General features: G+C 39.3%; 10 protein-coding genes and 4 pseudogenes. 8 read left to right on the forward strand and 6 right to left on the reverse strand.

Annotated elements, in window-relative coordinates; all coding sequences use genetic code 11:
- Positions 1-90: 90 nt before the first annotated feature.
- The 6 genes and pseudogenes from carA to ctlX all read left to right on the forward strand — a co-directional run bounded on the left by carA (position 91) and on the right by ctlX (position 7,602).
- A pseudogene (gene carA / locus NYZ99_RS03890) lies at positions 91-1,217 on the forward strand (glutamine-hydrolyzing carbamoyl-phosphate synthase small subunit).
- Positions 1,218-1,325: 108 nt separating this feature from the next.
- Positions 1,326-2,618, forward strand: coding sequence for a phosphopyruvate hydratase (eno, locus tag NYZ99_RS03895; RefSeq protein WP_260573633.1), 1,293 nt, complete (start codon positions 1,326-1,328; stop codon positions 2,616-2,618).
- 111 nt (positions 2,619-2,729) lie between these two features.
- Positions 2,730-4,265, forward strand: a complete 1,536-nt coding sequence (locus NYZ99_RS03900) for a glycogen synthase (protein WP_260573634.1) — start codon at positions 2,730-2,732, stop codon at positions 4,263-4,265.
- Between the two features lie 116 nt (positions 4,266-4,381).
- Positions 4,382-5,668 (forward strand): citrate synthase, encoded by a 1,287-nt coding sequence (locus tag NYZ99_RS03905; protein WP_260573635.1) that lies wholly within the window; start codon positions 4,382-4,384, stop codon positions 5,666-5,668.
- Positions 5,669-5,754: 86 nt separating this feature from the next.
- Positions 5,755-6,666: pseudogene (locus NYZ99_RS03910) on the forward strand (dimethylarginine dimethylaminohydrolase family protein).
- Between the two features lie 3 nt (positions 6,667-6,669).
- Complete coding sequence (gene ctlX, locus NYZ99_RS03915; RefSeq protein ID WP_260573637.1) at positions 6,670-7,602, forward strand: citrulline utilization hydrolase CtlX; 933 nt, start codon at positions 6,670-6,672, stop codon at positions 7,600-7,602.
- Between the two features lie 29 nt (positions 7,603-7,631).
- On the opposite strand, the gene NYZ99_RS03920 is transcribed toward ctlX, so the two are convergent.
- The 3 genes and pseudogenes from NYZ99_RS03920 to NYZ99_RS03930 form a co-directional block, all read right to left on the reverse strand.
- Positions 7,632-9,005 carry an aldehyde dehydrogenase gene (locus tag NYZ99_RS03920; protein WP_260573640.1) on the reverse strand — a complete coding sequence of 458 codons (1,374 nt, stop codon included), beginning with the start codon at positions 9,003-9,005 and terminating at the stop codon, positions 7,632-7,634.
- 9 nt (positions 9,006-9,014) lie between these two features.
- A pseudogene (locus NYZ99_RS03925) lies at positions 9,015-10,437 on the reverse strand (SDR family oxidoreductase).
- 42 nt (positions 10,438-10,479) lie between these two features.
- Positions 10,480-10,905, reverse strand: a complete 426-nt coding sequence (locus NYZ99_RS03930; RefSeq protein ID WP_260573641.1) for a hypothetical protein — start codon at positions 10,903-10,905, stop codon at positions 10,480-10,482.
- A 132-nt stretch (positions 10,906-11,037) separates the two neighbouring features.
- Here NYZ99_RS03930 and argS point away from each other — a divergent pair.
- A pseudogene (gene argS, locus NYZ99_RS03935) lies at positions 11,038-12,821 on the forward strand (arginine--tRNA ligase).
- Between the two features lie 21 nt (positions 12,822-12,842).
- Positions 12,843-13,655, forward strand: a complete 813-nt coding sequence (locus tag NYZ99_RS03940; protein WP_260573642.1) for a zinc-dependent peptidase — start codon at positions 12,843-12,845, stop codon at positions 13,653-13,655.
- Here NYZ99_RS03940 and NYZ99_RS03945 read toward each other — a convergent pair.
- Genes NYZ99_RS03945 through NYZ99_RS03955 form a run of 3 tightly spaced genes read right to left on the reverse strand, consistent with a single transcriptional unit; the run spans position 13,645 to position 16,067 of the window.
- The gene (locus NYZ99_RS03945) at positions 13,645-14,184 is read right to left on the reverse strand and encodes a hypothetical protein (protein ID WP_260573643.1); all 540 of its coding nucleotides are present in this window, start codon (positions 14,182-14,184) and stop codon (positions 13,645-13,647) included. The two genes, NYZ99_RS03940 and NYZ99_RS03945, sit on opposite strands and share 11 nt — an antisense overlap.
- Complete coding sequence (locus NYZ99_RS03950; RefSeq protein ID WP_260573649.1) at positions 14,147-15,187, reverse strand: TonB-dependent receptor; 1,041 nt, start codon at positions 15,185-15,187, stop codon at positions 14,147-14,149. The genes NYZ99_RS03945 and NYZ99_RS03950 overlap by 38 nt, the downstream gene beginning before the upstream one ends.
- A complete protein-coding gene (locus NYZ99_RS03955; protein ID WP_260573651.1) occupies positions 15,123-16,067 on the reverse strand; it encodes a TonB-dependent receptor in 945 nt (314 codons plus the stop codon). The genes NYZ99_RS03950 and NYZ99_RS03955 overlap by 65 nt, the downstream gene beginning before the upstream one ends.
- Positions 16,068-16,223: the final 156 nt, after the last annotated feature.

Below are 16,223 nucleotides of genomic sequence, written 5' to 3' on the forward strand. Positions count from 1 at the left end.
AATAAATATTGATAATTATAAAAGGATAAGCCTTATAGCTTATCCTTTTTTTATGTTTTTTTGTGAACGAATAAATAGTAAAGTAACAGCATGAAGTATCAAGCCAAAAAGAAAGCTTTAATATTATTAGCCGACGGGACCATTTTCTATGGAAAATCAGTTGGGGACAAAGATGGAACTGCCTTTGGGGAGGTCTGTTTTAATACCGGGATGACCGGATATCAAGAAATTTTCACGGATCCATCCTACTTTGGTCAATTGATGGTCACAACCAATGCGCATATAGGTAACTATGGGACCAATTCTGAAGAAGTGGAGTCCAAAACGGTAAAGATTGCCGGTTTAATATGTCGAAATTTTAGTTACGAATATTCACGCCCAATAGCCGATGCAAGTTTGGAGGATTTTTTGGATAAAAACAACCTTTTTGCGATTTCTGATGTTGATACTAGAGCCTTGGTAAGTTACATTAGGGATAACGGGGCAATGAACGCCGTAATTTCTACGGAGGTAGATAATATTCCGGAATTGAAAAGGCGACTGGAAAAAGTTCCTAGTATGGAAGGACTGGAGTTGGCATCCAAGGTGTCTACTAAAGAACCTTATTTTTATGGCGATAGTACGGCTCCCGTAAAAATTGCTGCATTAGATATTGGAATAAAGAAAAATATACTTAGAAATTTAGAAAGACGTGGGGCTTATATAAAGGTTTTCCCGTTCAATGCTACATTTTCTGAAATGTCAGATTGGAATCCGGATGCCTTCTTTATATCCAATGGGCCAGGAGACCCTGAACCTTTGAAAGAAGCCATTGAGGTTGCTAAGCAAATAATTAAAACTGATAAACCTCTTTTTGGAATATGTTTAGGGCATCAGGTCATTGCTTTGGCTAACGGTGTATCCACCTATAAAATGCATAATGGACACAGGGGTATCAATCATCCCATTTTAAATTTGCTTACTGGAAAGGGTGAAATCACTTCCCGAATCATGGTTTTGCGGTTAATAGGGAAGAAGCGGAGGCTAATAAGGATTTGGAAATTACGCACGTACACCTTAATGATCAAACGGTGGCGGGTACTCGAATGAAAGATAAGGACGTCTTTTCGGTACAATATCATCCAGAAGCCAGTCCTGGACCGCATGATGCGGATTACCTTTTCGATGATTTTTTTCAAATTATTGAGAAAACATCAAAACAATCCACAGAAGTTTAAAAAATCGTTATATTATTTTGAATTGGAAGAGTCAATTTAGCAATGTGTAGTTAACGTTCGTATCTTTGCCAATCACTTTTTAAATCAGTTTATAAAAGAAAATATCACATGAGTATCATACTAAGCGTTCACGCAAGACAAATTTTAGATTCTAGAGGAAACCCAACAGTAGAGGTAGATGTAATTACTGAAAATGGGGTAATGGGAAGGGCTGCGGTACCTTCCGGAGCTTCTACCGGGGAACATGAGGCAGTTGAACTTCGTGACGGAGGAAAAACCTTTATGGGTAAAGGTGTTATGAAGGCTGTTGAGAATGTAAACACGGTTATTGCGGAAGAGATATTGGGAATGTCAGTGTTTGAGCAAAACCTATTGGACCAAACAATGATCGATTTAGATGGTACTCCCAATAAATCCAAATTGGGCGCTAATGCCATTTTGGGAGTATCCTTGGCCGCTGCGAAGGCTGCCGCCAATGAACTGGGTATGTCTCTTTATAGGTATGTTGGTGGTGTTAGTGCAAATACCTTACCTGTACCTATGATGAATATCATCAACGGAGGTTCCCACTCTGATGCTCCTATTGCTTTTCAGGAGTTCATGATTATGCCGGTTAAGGCAAAGAGTTTCTCCCATGCTATGCAAATGGGTACAGAAATTTTCCACAATCTTAAAAAGGTATTACATGACAGAGGTTTGAGTACTGCTGTAGGTGATGAAGGTGGGTTTGCGCCTAATCTTGCCGGTGGAACAGAGGACGCTTTGGATACTATAGCCAAGGCGGTAGAGAAGGCCGGTTATAAGTTAGGTGATGATGTCATGATTGCTTTGGATTGTGCATCGGCTGAATTCTATGTAGATGGAAAATATGATTATACGAAATTTGAAGGGGATAAAGGGGTAGTAAGAACCTCTGAAGAACAGGCACAATACTTGGCCGAGTTAACGGCAAAATACCCGATTATTTCCATTGAGGATGGTATGGACGAAAATGACTGGGACGGATGGAAAGCCTTAACAGAGAAAATAGGGGACAAGGTGCAATTGGTAGGTGATGACTTATTCGTAACCAATGTAGAACGATTATCAACAGGAATAGAAAAGGGAATTGCCAACTCAATCCTAATTAAGGTAAATCAAATTGGAACCTTAACAGAAACAATTGCTGCGGTAAATATGGCCAAGAATGCAGGGTACACTTCTGTAATGTCCCATAGGTCCGGTGAGACGGAAGATAATACGATTGCTGATTTGGCGGTAGCTTTGAATACCGGGCAAATTAAGACGGGTTCTGCCTCAAGGTCTGACCGTATGGCGAAGTATAACCAACTATTACGAATAGAAGAAGAATTGGGCAGTATGGCCTATTATCCTCAAGAAAAGGCGTTCAAGATTAAGTAAACTAAAATATAGTTAAAAAAGGCTTTCTTTTGGAAAGCCTTTTTTTTGCACGCTTAAAAACTTTAATTATCTTTTGAGAATAATAGATTTAATCCCCTACATTTTTGAAGTATGAATAATTTTCTATTTGTTTCAGCAGAAAATGACGCAATTCCCAATTGCAAAGCTGGTGGTATGGGAGATGTGGTAAGAGATGTTCCTAGAGAAATTGCCAGGCGTGGGGATTATGCCCATATTGTGGTTCCCTCTTATAACAGATTACATCAAAATGGTGTCTTCAAGGCAAATCTTGAATTTAGTCTTAGGGGAACAATTTATAAGGCGGAATTGTACGAAGTATCTCCAAAAAAAGTATTGGATAATATTTCTCACTATGTTATTCATCATCCTGAAATTCAAGAAGGTGGCATTGCCCATATTTATCATGATGATCCAACGGAACCTTTTTTTAATGACTTCGTAAAGTTTATGATATTCTGTACAGGCGTGGCAGAGGCAATTAAAATTGGTGCTTTTGGTGAGCTTGACGTGGTACATATGCATGATTGGCATTCCAGTGCGGTTCTCTTCTTAAAAAAATATCATCCAGCTTATCGGGATCTAAAAAAGATGCGATATGTTTATAGTATACATAATTTGGCAATCCAAGGAATTCGGCCATTTTACAACAACTATGCGTCGGTAAACAATTGGTTCCCTGAAATAGAATTAGATCATAAAGCCTTAATGGATCCTAGGTATCCTGACTGTATCAATCTAATGGCCGTTGGGATTCGATTGGCGGATGCGGTCCATACTGTATCCCCATCATATAAGGAAGATGTAATGTTGCCAAGTAGGCCCCCTGAATTCATAGGAGGGGAAGGCTTGGAGAAAGACCTTCAGAAGGCGAACAATGAAGGTAGGCTTTTCGGAATTTTGAACGCTTCCAATTACAATAATATTAGAACCGCGGAAAAAGGGAATTTATATAGAAATACGGTAAAGGCACTGTTTAGATGGTTACAGGATGAATCCAAAAAGTATAAGGCCGATTTTTTGGCACATACAGGGGAAAAAATAATGCAGTACGTAGGGAACAGGCCAAAGTTTATTGTGTCCAGTGTAGCTCGATTGACAGAACAAAAATTTTATTTCCTCCGGCGCTCGCCGGAGGCATTTGAAGAAATTCTGAAAAGGTTGGAGAAGGTGGAAGGTATTTTTATGCTATTAGGAACCGGTAATCCGGATTATGAGGATTTGTTCAGAAAAATGAGTTACAAGCATAAAAATTTCATTTTCACGAATGGGCAATCCGAAGACCTGATCGATTCCATGTACTTGGAAACGGACCTCTATTTTATGCCAAGTTTATTTGAACCCTGTGGAATAAGCCAAATGCTTGCTATGAGAAACGGAAATCCTTGTCTTGTTCACCACACAGGAGGTTTAAAGGATACCGTTGCACATATGAAAACAGGTTTTGCCTTTGAAGGAAAGACCTACGACCAACAAATTAGGAATATGGTCAAGGTTTTTGATGAAGCCTTGAATGTCCGGGAGAACGACAAACCCTTATGGAAGCGAATTAAAGCAAATGCAAAAAAAATGCGTTTTACATGGGAGGATTCCGTGGATGCTTATTACAAAGACCTCTATTTGTTATAGGTTTTTCTGTACGACGAACTTATTGTTAATTTTAGCCCAAAGAGGTGGTCGGAATTGTTAAAATACCCCTGTTTTCTTAACTTTACCACTAATCGATTAATACGTAAAATTTAAAAATGTCAGATAAAGCTACTCTAGAATATAATGGTAAAAAGTATGAGTTTCCTGTTGTTGAAGGAACAGAAAATGAACTTGCCATTGATATCAAATCCTTAAGATCCTCTACCGGAGGGATTATTACTATAGATCCGGGGTACAAGAACACGGGTTCTTGTGAAAGTGCCATCACTTTTTTGGATGGTGAAAAAGGTATTTTGAGATATCGAGGATATTCTATTGAGGAGCTTGCGGAGAAAGCTGACTTTTTGGAAGTCGCTTACCTATTGATTTTTGGTGAATTGCCAAATAAGGAGGAGTTGGCAAAATTCCACAAGGATATCACGGACGAATCTCATGTGGATGAGGAAATGAAAAAAATATTGGACGGATTTCCAAAGTCCGCTCATCCAATGGGTGTATTGTCTTCTTTGACCAGTGCTTTGATTGCCTTTAATCCTTCCACGGTGGATGTAAGTTCTGAAAAGGACATGTATCGTTCAATTGTTAGGATTTTGGCCAAATTCCCAGTATTGGTTGCTTGGATCCTTCGTAAGAAAAAGGGTCTGCCTTTAGATTATGGTGATGACACATTGGATTATGTGGAGAATATCCATAAGATGATGTTCAAACGTCCCAATCAAGAATATAAAAAGAACAAGGTAGTTATAGACGCTTTGGATAAATTATTGATTTTGCATGCAGATCATGAGCAAAACTGCTCCACTTCTACCGTGCGTATCGTAGGTTCTTCACACGCTGGGTTGTTCGCCTCTCTTTCCGCAGGTATTTCTGCGCTTTGGGGACCCCTTCATGGTGGGGCCAATCAGGCAGTACTGGAAATGTTGGAGGCTATAGAGGCCGATGGTGGAGATACCAAAAAATATATGGCCAAAGCCAAAGATAAAGACGATCCTTTTAGGTTAATGGGCTTTGGGCATAGGGTTTATAAAAATTTTGATCCGAGGGCCAAGATTATCAAAAAAGCGGCCGATGAGGTATTGGGAGATTTAGGGATAGATGATCCTATTTTGGATATAGCCAAAGGGTTGGAAAAGGAAGCTTTGGAAGATCCATACTTTGTTGATAGAAAATTGTATCCAAATGTGGACTTCTACTCGGGAATCATATATAGGGCACTTGGTATACCTACTGAAATGTTTACGGTAATGTTTGCATTGGGAAGACTTCCCGGCTGGATAGCGCAATGGAGAGAGATGAGATTAAGAGGAGAGCCCATAGGAAGGCCTCGGCAGGTATATATCGGAGAAAATCTTAGACCTTTTGTGGAATTAAAATCCCGATAACCAAAATACAATTAAAGATATTGAACGCCCTTTTAAAGTTTTAAGAGGGCGTTTTTAGTCTTACCTTAGCGTTCAAAATTAATAATATGCTTAGGCTAAATGTTAATGATGAAGTATCCCGTTTGAAAGCTGTTGTGTTAGGAACAGCGAAGAGCTGCGGGCCAATTCCTAAACCGAGAAGAGGCATACGATCCAAAGTCTTTGGAACATATCCTGGCAGGAACCTATCCGAAGGAGGAAGACATGGTCAAAGAAATGGAAGCTTTTTCAAATGTCTTAAAAAAGTATGGTGTGGCCGTTTTTAGACCAGTAGTCCTTGAGGATTGTAACCAAATATTTTCCAGGGACATTGCCTTCGTAATCGAGAACAAACTAATTATTTCGAATATATTACCGGAAAGGGAGAAAGAAGTAGATGCCATTCTTCATGTACTAGATAAGATTGAGGATGAGAATATTTTGCATCCCCCTGAAAAAGTCCATGTAGAAGGTGGCGATGTTATGCCTTGGAACGATTATATTTTCGTTGGCACCTACTCGGGGATGACTATGCAACTCATATTACTGCAAGGACCAACTCTCATGCAGTAGAATATCTATGTGACCAATTTCCAAATAAGAATATTAAGTCCTTCGAATTGAGAAAATCCAAAAATGCAAGGGAGAATGCACTGCATTTGGATTGCTGTTTTCAACCTTTAGGAAATGGAAAGGCCATTCTCCACAAAAATGGGTTCTTAGTTGAAAAAGAATACCAATGGTTGGTTGATTTTTTTGGAAACGAAAATATTTTTGAAATTACTGCTGATGAAATGTACTATATGTTCAGCAATGTCTTTTCAATCTCACCTGAGGTGGTCGTTTCTGAAAGGAATTTTAAAAGACTTAACAACTGGCTAAGGAATCAAGGTTTTACCGTGGAAGAAGTTCCTTATGCCGAAATCTCCAAACAGGAGGGACTCCTACGTTGTAGTACCTTACCATTAATCAGGGAATAATTTATGATGCAGATTACAAATACTATTTTGATGATTCGTCCGGTGAACTTTCGTATGAACGAGCAGACAGCCGTAAACAACTATTTTATGGAGGATTTGGACGAAAAGAACAATCAAATCAATCAAAAGGCCCAAGGTGAATTTGATGCTTTTGTAGACACGTTAAAGTCCTCGGGCGTGAATGTCATTGTGGTCAATGATACTGAGGAACCCGACACTCCGGATAGTATTTTCCCGAATAATTGGATATCCTTTCATGAGAATGGCACTGTAGGAGTATATCCAATGTTTGCAGAGAACAGAAGAAATGAAAGGCGTGAGGATATTTTGGAAATTTTAGAGGAACAAGGATATCTAATCAGCAATATCATGGATTATACTGCTGCCGAAGAAGAGGGTATCTTTTTGGAGGGTACGGGTAGTGTCATATTGGACCGTGTCAATGGAAAAGCATATTGTGCCTTGTCAGAAAGGGCGGATGAAGAACTGTTCATAGAATTTTGCGAGGATTTTGACTGCATGCCTGTTATTTTCACTGCGAATCAATCCGTGGATGGAAAGCGTTTGCCTATTTATCACACCAATGTAATGATGGCCCTTGGAGAAGATTTTGCCATTATATGCTTGGACAGTATCGATGATAAGAAGGAACGTAAAAATGTAATGGACAACCTTCGAAATGACAAAAAGGAAATAATTGACATAACCGAACAACAGATGCATAATTTTGCCGGGAACATGTTGGAAGTTTTGGGACGGAACGGTCAGCGATTACTGGTTATGAGTTCTGCGGCATTTAACAGTTTGGACGATTCCCAGGTCACTGCAATTGAAAAAAGATGCAAAATAGTCCACAGCCCGTTGGATACTATTGAGGCTTGTGGTGGCGGTAGTGCGCGTTGTATGATGGCCGAGGTATTTCTGCCCAAAAAATAACTGGGACCTATACTTATTTTAATAGTGATTTATTGAAACAAGTATTTTAGTTTTTTGGCCAGTCTAATTGGTAGACGATAGGGTGCATACCGAAGGGGGATTTCCGGCCAAAAGCTTTTTTTAATGATTCCTTTTTGATGTGAAAAGGTATCAAAGGAATATTTTCCGTGATATCTTCCTATTCCCGAAGCACCTATCCCCCCAAAAGGAAGCTTACTGTTTGTGATATGTAGTAAGGTATCATTAATGACCCCACCTCCAAAACTATATTCCTTAATAATCAGTTCCCTGAACTTTTTGTCCTTACTAAATACATATAGTGCCAGTGGCCTCTCATAATTTGATAGGTGTCTTTCAATGTCTTCTATGGAATCATAAGAGATTATGGGAAGCAAAGGCCCAAAAATTTCACCTTCCATAATTTTGCTATTCAAATCTGGTTCGTTCACTAAAGTGGGGGATAGGTATCGGGTTTGGTCATTAAAATCGCCCCCAAATAGGAGTTGCTCTCCTAATAACATTTGCTTTAGGTCTTTGTAATGTGATTCAGTGGCAATACGTGCCAAATCGGGAGAATCCTCCATGGACTTTCCATATAGTTCACCTATGCCATTAATGATTTCTTGGACCAATTTATCCTTTATCTCTTTATGGGCCAAGATGTAATCCGGGGCAATACAGGTTTGCCCACAGTTTAGAAACTTGCCCCATGCAATACGCTTTGCGGTAACTTTAAGGGAGGCCGTATTATCCACAATACAGGGATTCTTACCTCCCAATTCTAGGGTTACAGGTGTGAGGTGTTCCGCGGCCTTTTGATAAATGATTTTTCCCACTTTGGTGCTTCCCGTGAAAAATATGTAATCCCATTTTAATGATAATAATTCTTGTGAGGTTTCTTTACCACCTTCTATCACAGCCACATATTCCTCCGGAAACACTTCGGAAATGATTTCATATATAATTTTTGAAGTATTACTTGTAAATTCAGAAGGTTTTAGGATAGCGGTATTACCGGCCGCCAAAGCCCCGATAAGTGGAGAAATAGTTAGTAGAAAAGGATAATTCCAAGGTGCAATAATGAGCGTATTTCCATACGGTTGGGGGTAAAGCCAATCCGAGGAAGGAAAATTGGCCCATATTGAGGACATCCTTTTTGGCTTACTCCGGATATCTATATTTTTTAAAGCCTCGTCCAATTCGTAGAGTATGAATTGGGTTTCTGTTGCTAGCGATTCGAACTTCGGTTTTTTAAAGTCAGCATATAACGCATCACAAATTTGATCTTCATATTCTAGCACAGCTTTTTTGAGTTTTTTTAAATAGGACTTTCTGAGCCTTACATTCCTTGTAGCTCCGGAACCAAAAAAGTCCTTTTGCTTTTTAACCAATGATGCAATCATATATCAATTCTATTTTGCAATATTTCGTATCATTCCTCCAAAAATAAAATAATGAAAGGGTATAAGGCTGTACCAGTACAAGCGCCCTTTTAATCCTCTCGGCCTAAAGGTCGCGGTCTGATGCAATATATTGTCCTTGTCAATTTTAAATTCGAGCCAAGCTTCCCCGGGCAATTTCATTTCCGCGAACAGTAGTAATCTTCTCTTCTTTTTGTCTGCAAGGAGAACTCGCCAAAAATCCAAAGAATCACCCGGGTATATTCTATCCGGGTGTGTTCGCCCCCTACGTAGGCCCACACCTCCTATGAGTTTGTCCAAGAAGCCCCTAATTTTCCAAAGTGTATTACCGTAATACCAACCATGGTCACCCCCAATTTTCCGAGATATTTTCTATGGTTTTTTTCGAATCGGCGACTTTAATAGTTTGATGGTCTTTCAGGATACCGTATTTGGGAACTTGGATGTATTTCTCCGGACTTCGGTTGAAACGCCCACTCACCATACTATCCTTCCAACTACTTATAACCAAGTTTTGCTCAATTTTTTTAAAGGCCATTTTAATGGCCTCTTTGTAACTATGTGTTTTAATTTGAAGTAAATCGGCCAGTTTGTTATCCTTTGCCACAACTTCAATTTTCATGCTGTCCACAAGGTTCAATGCAAGCTTATAGGAGGTTGAGGTAACAAAATACAACCAATAGGATGATAACTTTGGGGTCATCACAGGTACTGTAAATATCCAATTTTTAAAGCCTCTTACTTGAGCATATTGATGCAGCATTTGCTTATACGTAAGTACATCCGATCCTGCAATGTCAAAAGATTCGTTAAAGGTTTTTTCATTGCCCAAAACACCGATGAGAAATGAAATCACATCTCGTATGGCAATAGGATGTGTTTTGGTCAAGACCCATTTTGGAGTTATCATAATAGGTAGTTTTTCGCAAAGGTCCCGAATGATTTCAAAGGAAGAACTTCCGGAACCTACGATAATTCCTGCCCGAAGTACAGTTAGTGAAAACGCTCCTTTTGATAATATATCCTCCACATTTTTTCTTGAACTTAAATGCTTGGATAGTTTTTCATCGTTCACAATACCACTGAGATAAATGACCTGTTGAATGTTGGTAGCATTTGCATAGGAATTAAAATTTCTTGCCGTGGTGGCTTCCTTTTCGTCAAAATTGGTGGTGGACGAACTCATGGAGTGAATCAAAAAATAAGCAGCGTCCAAGTCTTTAGGAAGTAATTCTCGATTGGGATCTTCCAAAAAATCAATTTCAACAATGGCTATTTGCTCTTTTAGTTCCTCGTCAATGGAAAATCTGCTGGAATCCCTTACTGCACAGACTACTTCATGACCATCTGCAATCAATTGGGGTAATAAGCGCATTCCTATGTAGCCATTGGCACCAGTGAGTAGAATTTTCATAGCATAACTTTCAATTTTATTAAACCAAAAAACCGTGAAAAATCATAAATCCTCCAAGGATGTAGGGGTATTATCTGCCTTATATCCCAACAACTTTTTAAAAAACTTCTGTACCGCTTTGGTGTCCGAGGCTACTTTGATATAATATTGGTCCCTGTACAATGAGTAAACAGAGGATTCTCCTTTGTATAGGGTCAGTTTGTAATAAGGCACTATAAGGGCAAACGTTTCCAATAGTGACCGGAACCTAACAATAACACCGTTAGGTCTTAGTTCGATGTTGCATGTGTCCCTATTATTGTCCAAAATGAGCAAATTTTTTATTTCAACGCTTGCGTCTGTGATGATGAGTTTTGGGGAACCAATGCCGCCCATATCCCATCTTTCTTTCAACGTAAAAGGCTTGCCCACTTCTTGGTCGATCCTTTGCGAAACCGACTTGTTGTTGTAGGATACATTCAATATCACAGGATTATTTTTTTGTAGATTCTTTTCTAATTTGAACTTAGTTATTAAAGTTAAAGAAAAGAAGGGTAATGACTATGGATTGACCGTAAAAGGGCAAAAAATGCTTAGTTTTGCAGCCTTAATTCCTAGCAGATGAACATAGAACAAATTCTCGATGCCAAAGTAAAAGAAGCTGTCATGGCTTCATATGGAGTAGAATTGACATCCGTTGAATTTCAGCCCACAAGAAAGGATTTTGAAGGAGATGTTACCGTAGTGGTTTTTCCTATGCTAAGACAGGTAAAGGGAAACCCTGTACAGATTGGAGAACAGATAGGTACCTATTTGGAAAAGGAAGTAGACGAAGTTGCCGGGTTTAATGTGGTGAAGGGTTTTTTGAATATTATCATAGCGGATAGTTATTACCTCAACTTTTTTAAAGAGGTAAAAGAAGATGCTCATTTCGGTCTCGGTTCCAACATCGAAAGAGGCCATCATGGTGGAATATTCTTCTCCCAATACTAACAAGCCCTTGCATTTAGGTCATATTCGAAACAATCTTTTGGGATATTCCGTTGCAGAAATTTTAAAAGCCTCCGGAAAAAAGGTATATAAGACGCAGATTATAAACGACCGCGGTATCCACATCTGTAAGAGTATGCTAGCTTGGCAGCGATTTGGAAATGGTGAAACCCCTGAGAGTATAGGGGTTAAGGGTGATAAGCTAGTAGGTAATTACTATGTGGCTTTTGATAAGGCTTATAAAGATGAAATAGCTCAACTTGTGGGTAAGGGCATAGATAAAAAAGTCGCGGAAAAGGAAGCCCCTATTTTATTGGAAGCCCAAAAAATGCTTCAAAAATGGGAGTCAGGTGATGAAGAAGTGGTAGGACTTTGGAAAAAGATGAACGGTTGGGTCTATGAGGGTTTTGAAACTACCTACAAGAACTTAGGTGTAGATTTTGACATTTATTATTACGAGAGCGACACCTATTTGCTAGGAAAGGACGTGGTGGCCGAAGGTTTGGATAAAGGCGTTTTCTATAAGAAGGAGGATGGTAGTGTATGGATAGATTTGACCGAGGAGGGGCTTGACGAAAAAATCGTACTGCGTTCCGATGGAACGGCCGTTTATATGACCCAGGATATTGGTACGGCCATACAAAGGGTAAAGGATTACCCGAGATATCAATGGAATGGTGTATACCGTTGGGAATGAACAGGACTATCATTTTAAAGTGTTGTTTTTGATTCTGAAAAAGCTTGGCTTTTCCTGGGCGGAGAAGTTATACCATTTGAGCTATGGAATGGTCGATTTACCTAGCGGTAAGATGAAGAGTAGGGAAGGAACGGTTGTGGATGCAGATGATTTGATGGCGGATATGACTAAAACGGCTCGGGATATTTCCGAAGAACTTGGAAAACTGGAAGGCTATTCGGCATCGGAACGCGAGGAACTTTATAAAATGATAGGGCTAGGGGCCTTAAAATATTATATACTCAAGGTTGACCCAAAGAAACGGATTTTATTCGATCCGGAGGAGTCAGTCGATTTTCAGGGTAATACAGGTCCCTTTATTCAGTATACCTACGCGCGTATCCAGTCCATTTTAAGAAAGGCCGAAGAGACTAATGTGAATATAAGTTCTGCAGCTCAAGTTTCGGAATTACACTTAAAAGAAAAGGAGTTGTTGAAACAAATACAGTTGTTTCCCGAAACCATACAATTGGCGGCAGAAAATTATAGTCCGGCCTTGATTGCCAATTACACGTATGACTTAGTCAAGGAATTCAACTCTTTTTACCAGCAGGTATCCATTCTTGGAGAGGCGGAAGAACGAAAGAAGGTGTTTAGGGTTCAATTATCAAAAAAGATAGGTGACACTATTAAGACAGCTTTCAGAATGCTGGGCATCGAAGTTCCGGAAAGGATGTAGATAGGAATTCAAAATAATAAGATGGAAATCATAATAGAAATTCTCACAATTTTTTTAGTGATTTCCTTTTTGGTGTATCTACTGTATGTTATCTATTACACGCTCGATTTATTCTTCCTGAATCCGTTTGAAAGAATTCCATTGCTCACCGAAATTGAGAAAAAAACTATAGCAACCAACTTACCTTTTTATCTCACATTAAACAAGCGTCTGAAGAAACGTTTTGAAAAAAGGGTAACCCGTTTTAGACAAAGAAAGAAAATTATATTTCATGAGGAGGTACAAAACAAAGAAGAGATAACGTTGTTGCTTTCAGCAACTGGCGTTATGCTTACCCTTGGCATGGCCGACTTCCTAATACTGTCCATTAAAAGAATCCTTATTTATCCATCGTCTTATTATTCAAGAATTTCCAAGCAACATCATCATGGGGAATATCATCCGCGCCTCAAAACGTTGGTGTTATCCGCTGAGCATCTAAGGGAAGGCTTCAGGATTCCCAATGATAGTTTAAATCCGGCCGTACACGAATTTGCCCATGCACTAAGCTTCAATGTAGCCAATAAGTTGAATATAAGGTCTTTCCTGTTTATGATTGGTATGGGCAGCATAAAGAGACTTCTTAAACAGCCCGAGTTCATATCTCAATGGCAAGAAAATCAATATTTTAGGGAATATGGAAGAACAAATTCCCATGAATTTTTTGCCGTAGCGGTGGAAAGTTTTGTAGAAACTCCGGAGGCATTTAAAAGCCATTTTCCCGAACTATACAAAACTCTTCAGTTCATGCTGAACATGCGGTTTTATAGATTGCCGGATGGTATCAAAAACTAATACGAAAACTTGCATTGGGTGTAACACCCAGCGAAATACGACGTACTGTTTCAATTTCACCACTATCGTTAAGGCGGTAGTAGGTGTTCAATTCATTCTTTCTATTGGTAAAGTTTAGGATCGAGGCTCCCAATGAGGCCTTTACCCTGCTACTTAAGTTAAAGTCATAGTTCGCAGAGGCATCCGCCCTAAAATATTCGGGTAGCCGACTGCTATTTGGTGGATCATAGTTAATTTCATTGGGTACAACGGTGGCGTCAATAGGGTTCGTTGCATCTGGTTGCGTATAGGGTTTGCCGGACCTATAATTTAAACCCATACCTATTTTGAAATTGTTGTAATTATAATTTCCTGCCAACGTAAAGGAATGTTCCAGTTCTAGATTATTCGGAAAATTAGGCGGTACAATACTATTAAAAGTATAGTTGTTATCATTGTAGGCATAACTGAACCAAGCGCTATAGTCATTGGTTTTTTTATTGACCAAAAATTCAAGCCCTTTTACCGAGATATTCCCCAATTTCTCCATTGAACTGATTTTGATTTTGGAATCCTTGGGTATACACATTTATACCGGTAACATTTTTGTAAAAGGCTTCAATACCCACATACAATCTATTTTCATCATAATTAATGCCAAGTGATCCCTGCTTGCTTTGAACTACGGGCAACACATTTTCGTCTGCTAAGGTCCACCTCCTTTTTTCCAGTCCTAGAAAGTTCTGCTCCAAGTCTATAATTTGATTGGTATACTGACTTTTAAATTCCCCCAAGGCCTCTAGCTTAAAATTTGGTACAAATTCATAGGCTACACTCAACCTAGGCTCAATCAAAATTTTCTCAAACGTGTTGATATTTGCTATATAGTTAAGTCTACCGCCCATTTGGGCAAACAAATTTTTGTCTTCGGCCTCGTAGCGTAATTCAGAATATATGCTGTTAGACCTGATGACACCTTTTACACTACTTTCAAAAAAGGGCTGGTTGAGTCTTGTTATATTTTCGATACCGGTTTCGGTAAATTGGTAACCGTTTATCCAGTTTAAGGTAGGGTTCAATTTGTAATTGGTATTCAATTTCGCACTGGATTCCTTAACCAGATTGTTTTGATACAATTGCCGGGAGGCACTCTCCGTAATACTAAAGGCCGTTAGCCTATATTGGGTATAGTAGACGTTAGCATGTGTGGAGAAATTATCCGTCCATTCACTTTCGAGGCTTCCGCCGAAAGAAATGTTTATTTGATCCAAAGAGCTTTCGGTAGTTTCGTTATCATCTCTATTCACTGTTATATTGTCCAGATCATTGTTGATATGTATCAGGCTCACCCTAATTTTGTGATACGGGTCTATGTCGTACAACAATTTGCCCGTAAAGTCGTAAAAATAAAAGTCATTGTCCGTTCGCACTTCGCTATCTTGAAATGCCTTTTCCGAAAAAGTGGTATACGTGGGTGTTTGTAAAAAATCAGTTAAGGACTCTCCTACCGGAGAATTGAACAGCCAAGTTTTCGGCCGGAGGAATTTGGCCATATACATCCCCGCTTATAAGATTGAAGCCCGCCCCGCCATAAACAGATTCTTCAATGTTATTTCGTGTGCGCATATCCATTAAACCACTAACACCATCTCCATACATTGCGCTGGTTCCATTTTTTATGACAGTGATTTTATCCGTCAGATAAGGGTTAAAGGCCGAAATAAGACCAAAAAAGTGACCGGACTGGTACATTTTAATCCCGTCCCATAAAATTAGGTTTTGGTCGTTGGTTCCTCCACGAATATTAATGTCGGAAACGGTTTCGTCCACACTCTTTATTCCTGGGAGGGATTGGATCGATTGTAAAATGTCCGGCTCTATCAAACCAGGAAGTATCCCGAATTCTGCGGTATTCATTTGAATGCTTCCGTCCGAAAATTTTGCAAGACCATCGGTAAGGAATTTATATACCACCACTTCTTCCAGTTCCTGGTAACTAAGGGCCAAAGTGAGGGTAGCGCAAGGGGTCCGGTTGGTCAATTTTTCCGCTGAAATAATATAGGGTTTGAACCCTAAATGGCTGATTTGGATAATGGCCGTTCTAGGAACGTTATCAAACATAAAATGGCCGTCCATATCGGTAATTTTGGCCTCGTCAGAATCCAATATTCTCACGGTAGCACCAGGTATGGAATTGCTTTCAAAGTTGTCCAGTACGGTACCACATATGGAAATAGTGTTTCTGAATGTTACCGAGTAATAGCGGTCACTAAGTTTTTCAATTTGAAATGGCGTTTGCCTTTTGATATGTTCAATGATAGCTTGTAGTTCATCGGAATCTGGTTTTACGATCTGTAAACCCTCCAAATCGTTATCAGCAAAGGAAAACTTTACGTTGTATTGGTTTTCCAATTCCTGGAGCAAACCAATCACTGAAATTTTTGGTTGGGATGTAACTTGTGTATGCCCATTATTCACAGGGAATAACAGAAAAGGTATAAAAAGATAAACCGTAAGCGATTTAAGGGGCGCTTTCCTCATAGAATAGCACTTTGCTGCCCTCTAATTTATAATTAATTTGAAGAGGTA

Source organism: Maribacter litopenaei, from assembly GCF_025244665.1.
Classification (GTDB): Bacteria; Bacteroidota; Bacteroidia; order Flavobacteriales; family Flavobacteriaceae; genus Maribacter; species Maribacter litopenaei.

Excerpts from the sequence above, each read along its gene's own strand:
- eno (WP_260573633.1), top strand. The coding sequence starts at position 1,326 with ATGAGTATCATACTAAGCGTTCACGCAAGACAAATTTTAGATTCTAGA.
- NYZ99_RS03900 (WP_260573634.1), top strand. The coding sequence starts at position 2,730 with ATGAATAATTTTCTATTTGTTTCAGCAGAAAATGACGCAATTCCCAAT.
- NYZ99_RS03905 (WP_260573635.1), top strand. The coding sequence starts at position 4,382 with ATGTCAGATAAAGCTACTCTAGAATATAATGGTAAAAAGTATGAGTTT.
- ctlX (WP_260573637.1), top strand. The coding sequence starts at position 6,670 with ATGATGCAGATTACAAATACTATTTTGATGATTCGTCCGGTGAACTTT.
- NYZ99_RS03920 (WP_260573640.1), bottom strand. The coding sequence starts at position 9,005 with ATGATTGCATCATTGGTTAAAAAGCAAAAGGACTTTTTTGGTTCCGGA.
- NYZ99_RS03940 (WP_260573642.1), top strand. The coding sequence starts at position 12,843 with ATGGAAATCATAATAGAAATTCTCACAATTTTTTTAGTGATTTCCTTT.
- NYZ99_RS03945 (WP_260573643.1), bottom strand. The coding sequence starts at position 14,184 with ATGGAGAAATTGGGGAATATCTCGGTAAAAGGGCTTGAATTTTTGGTC.
- NYZ99_RS03950 (WP_260573649.1), bottom strand. The coding sequence starts at position 15,187 with ATGGCCAAATTCCTCCGGCCGAAAACTTGGCTGTTCAATTCTCCGGTA.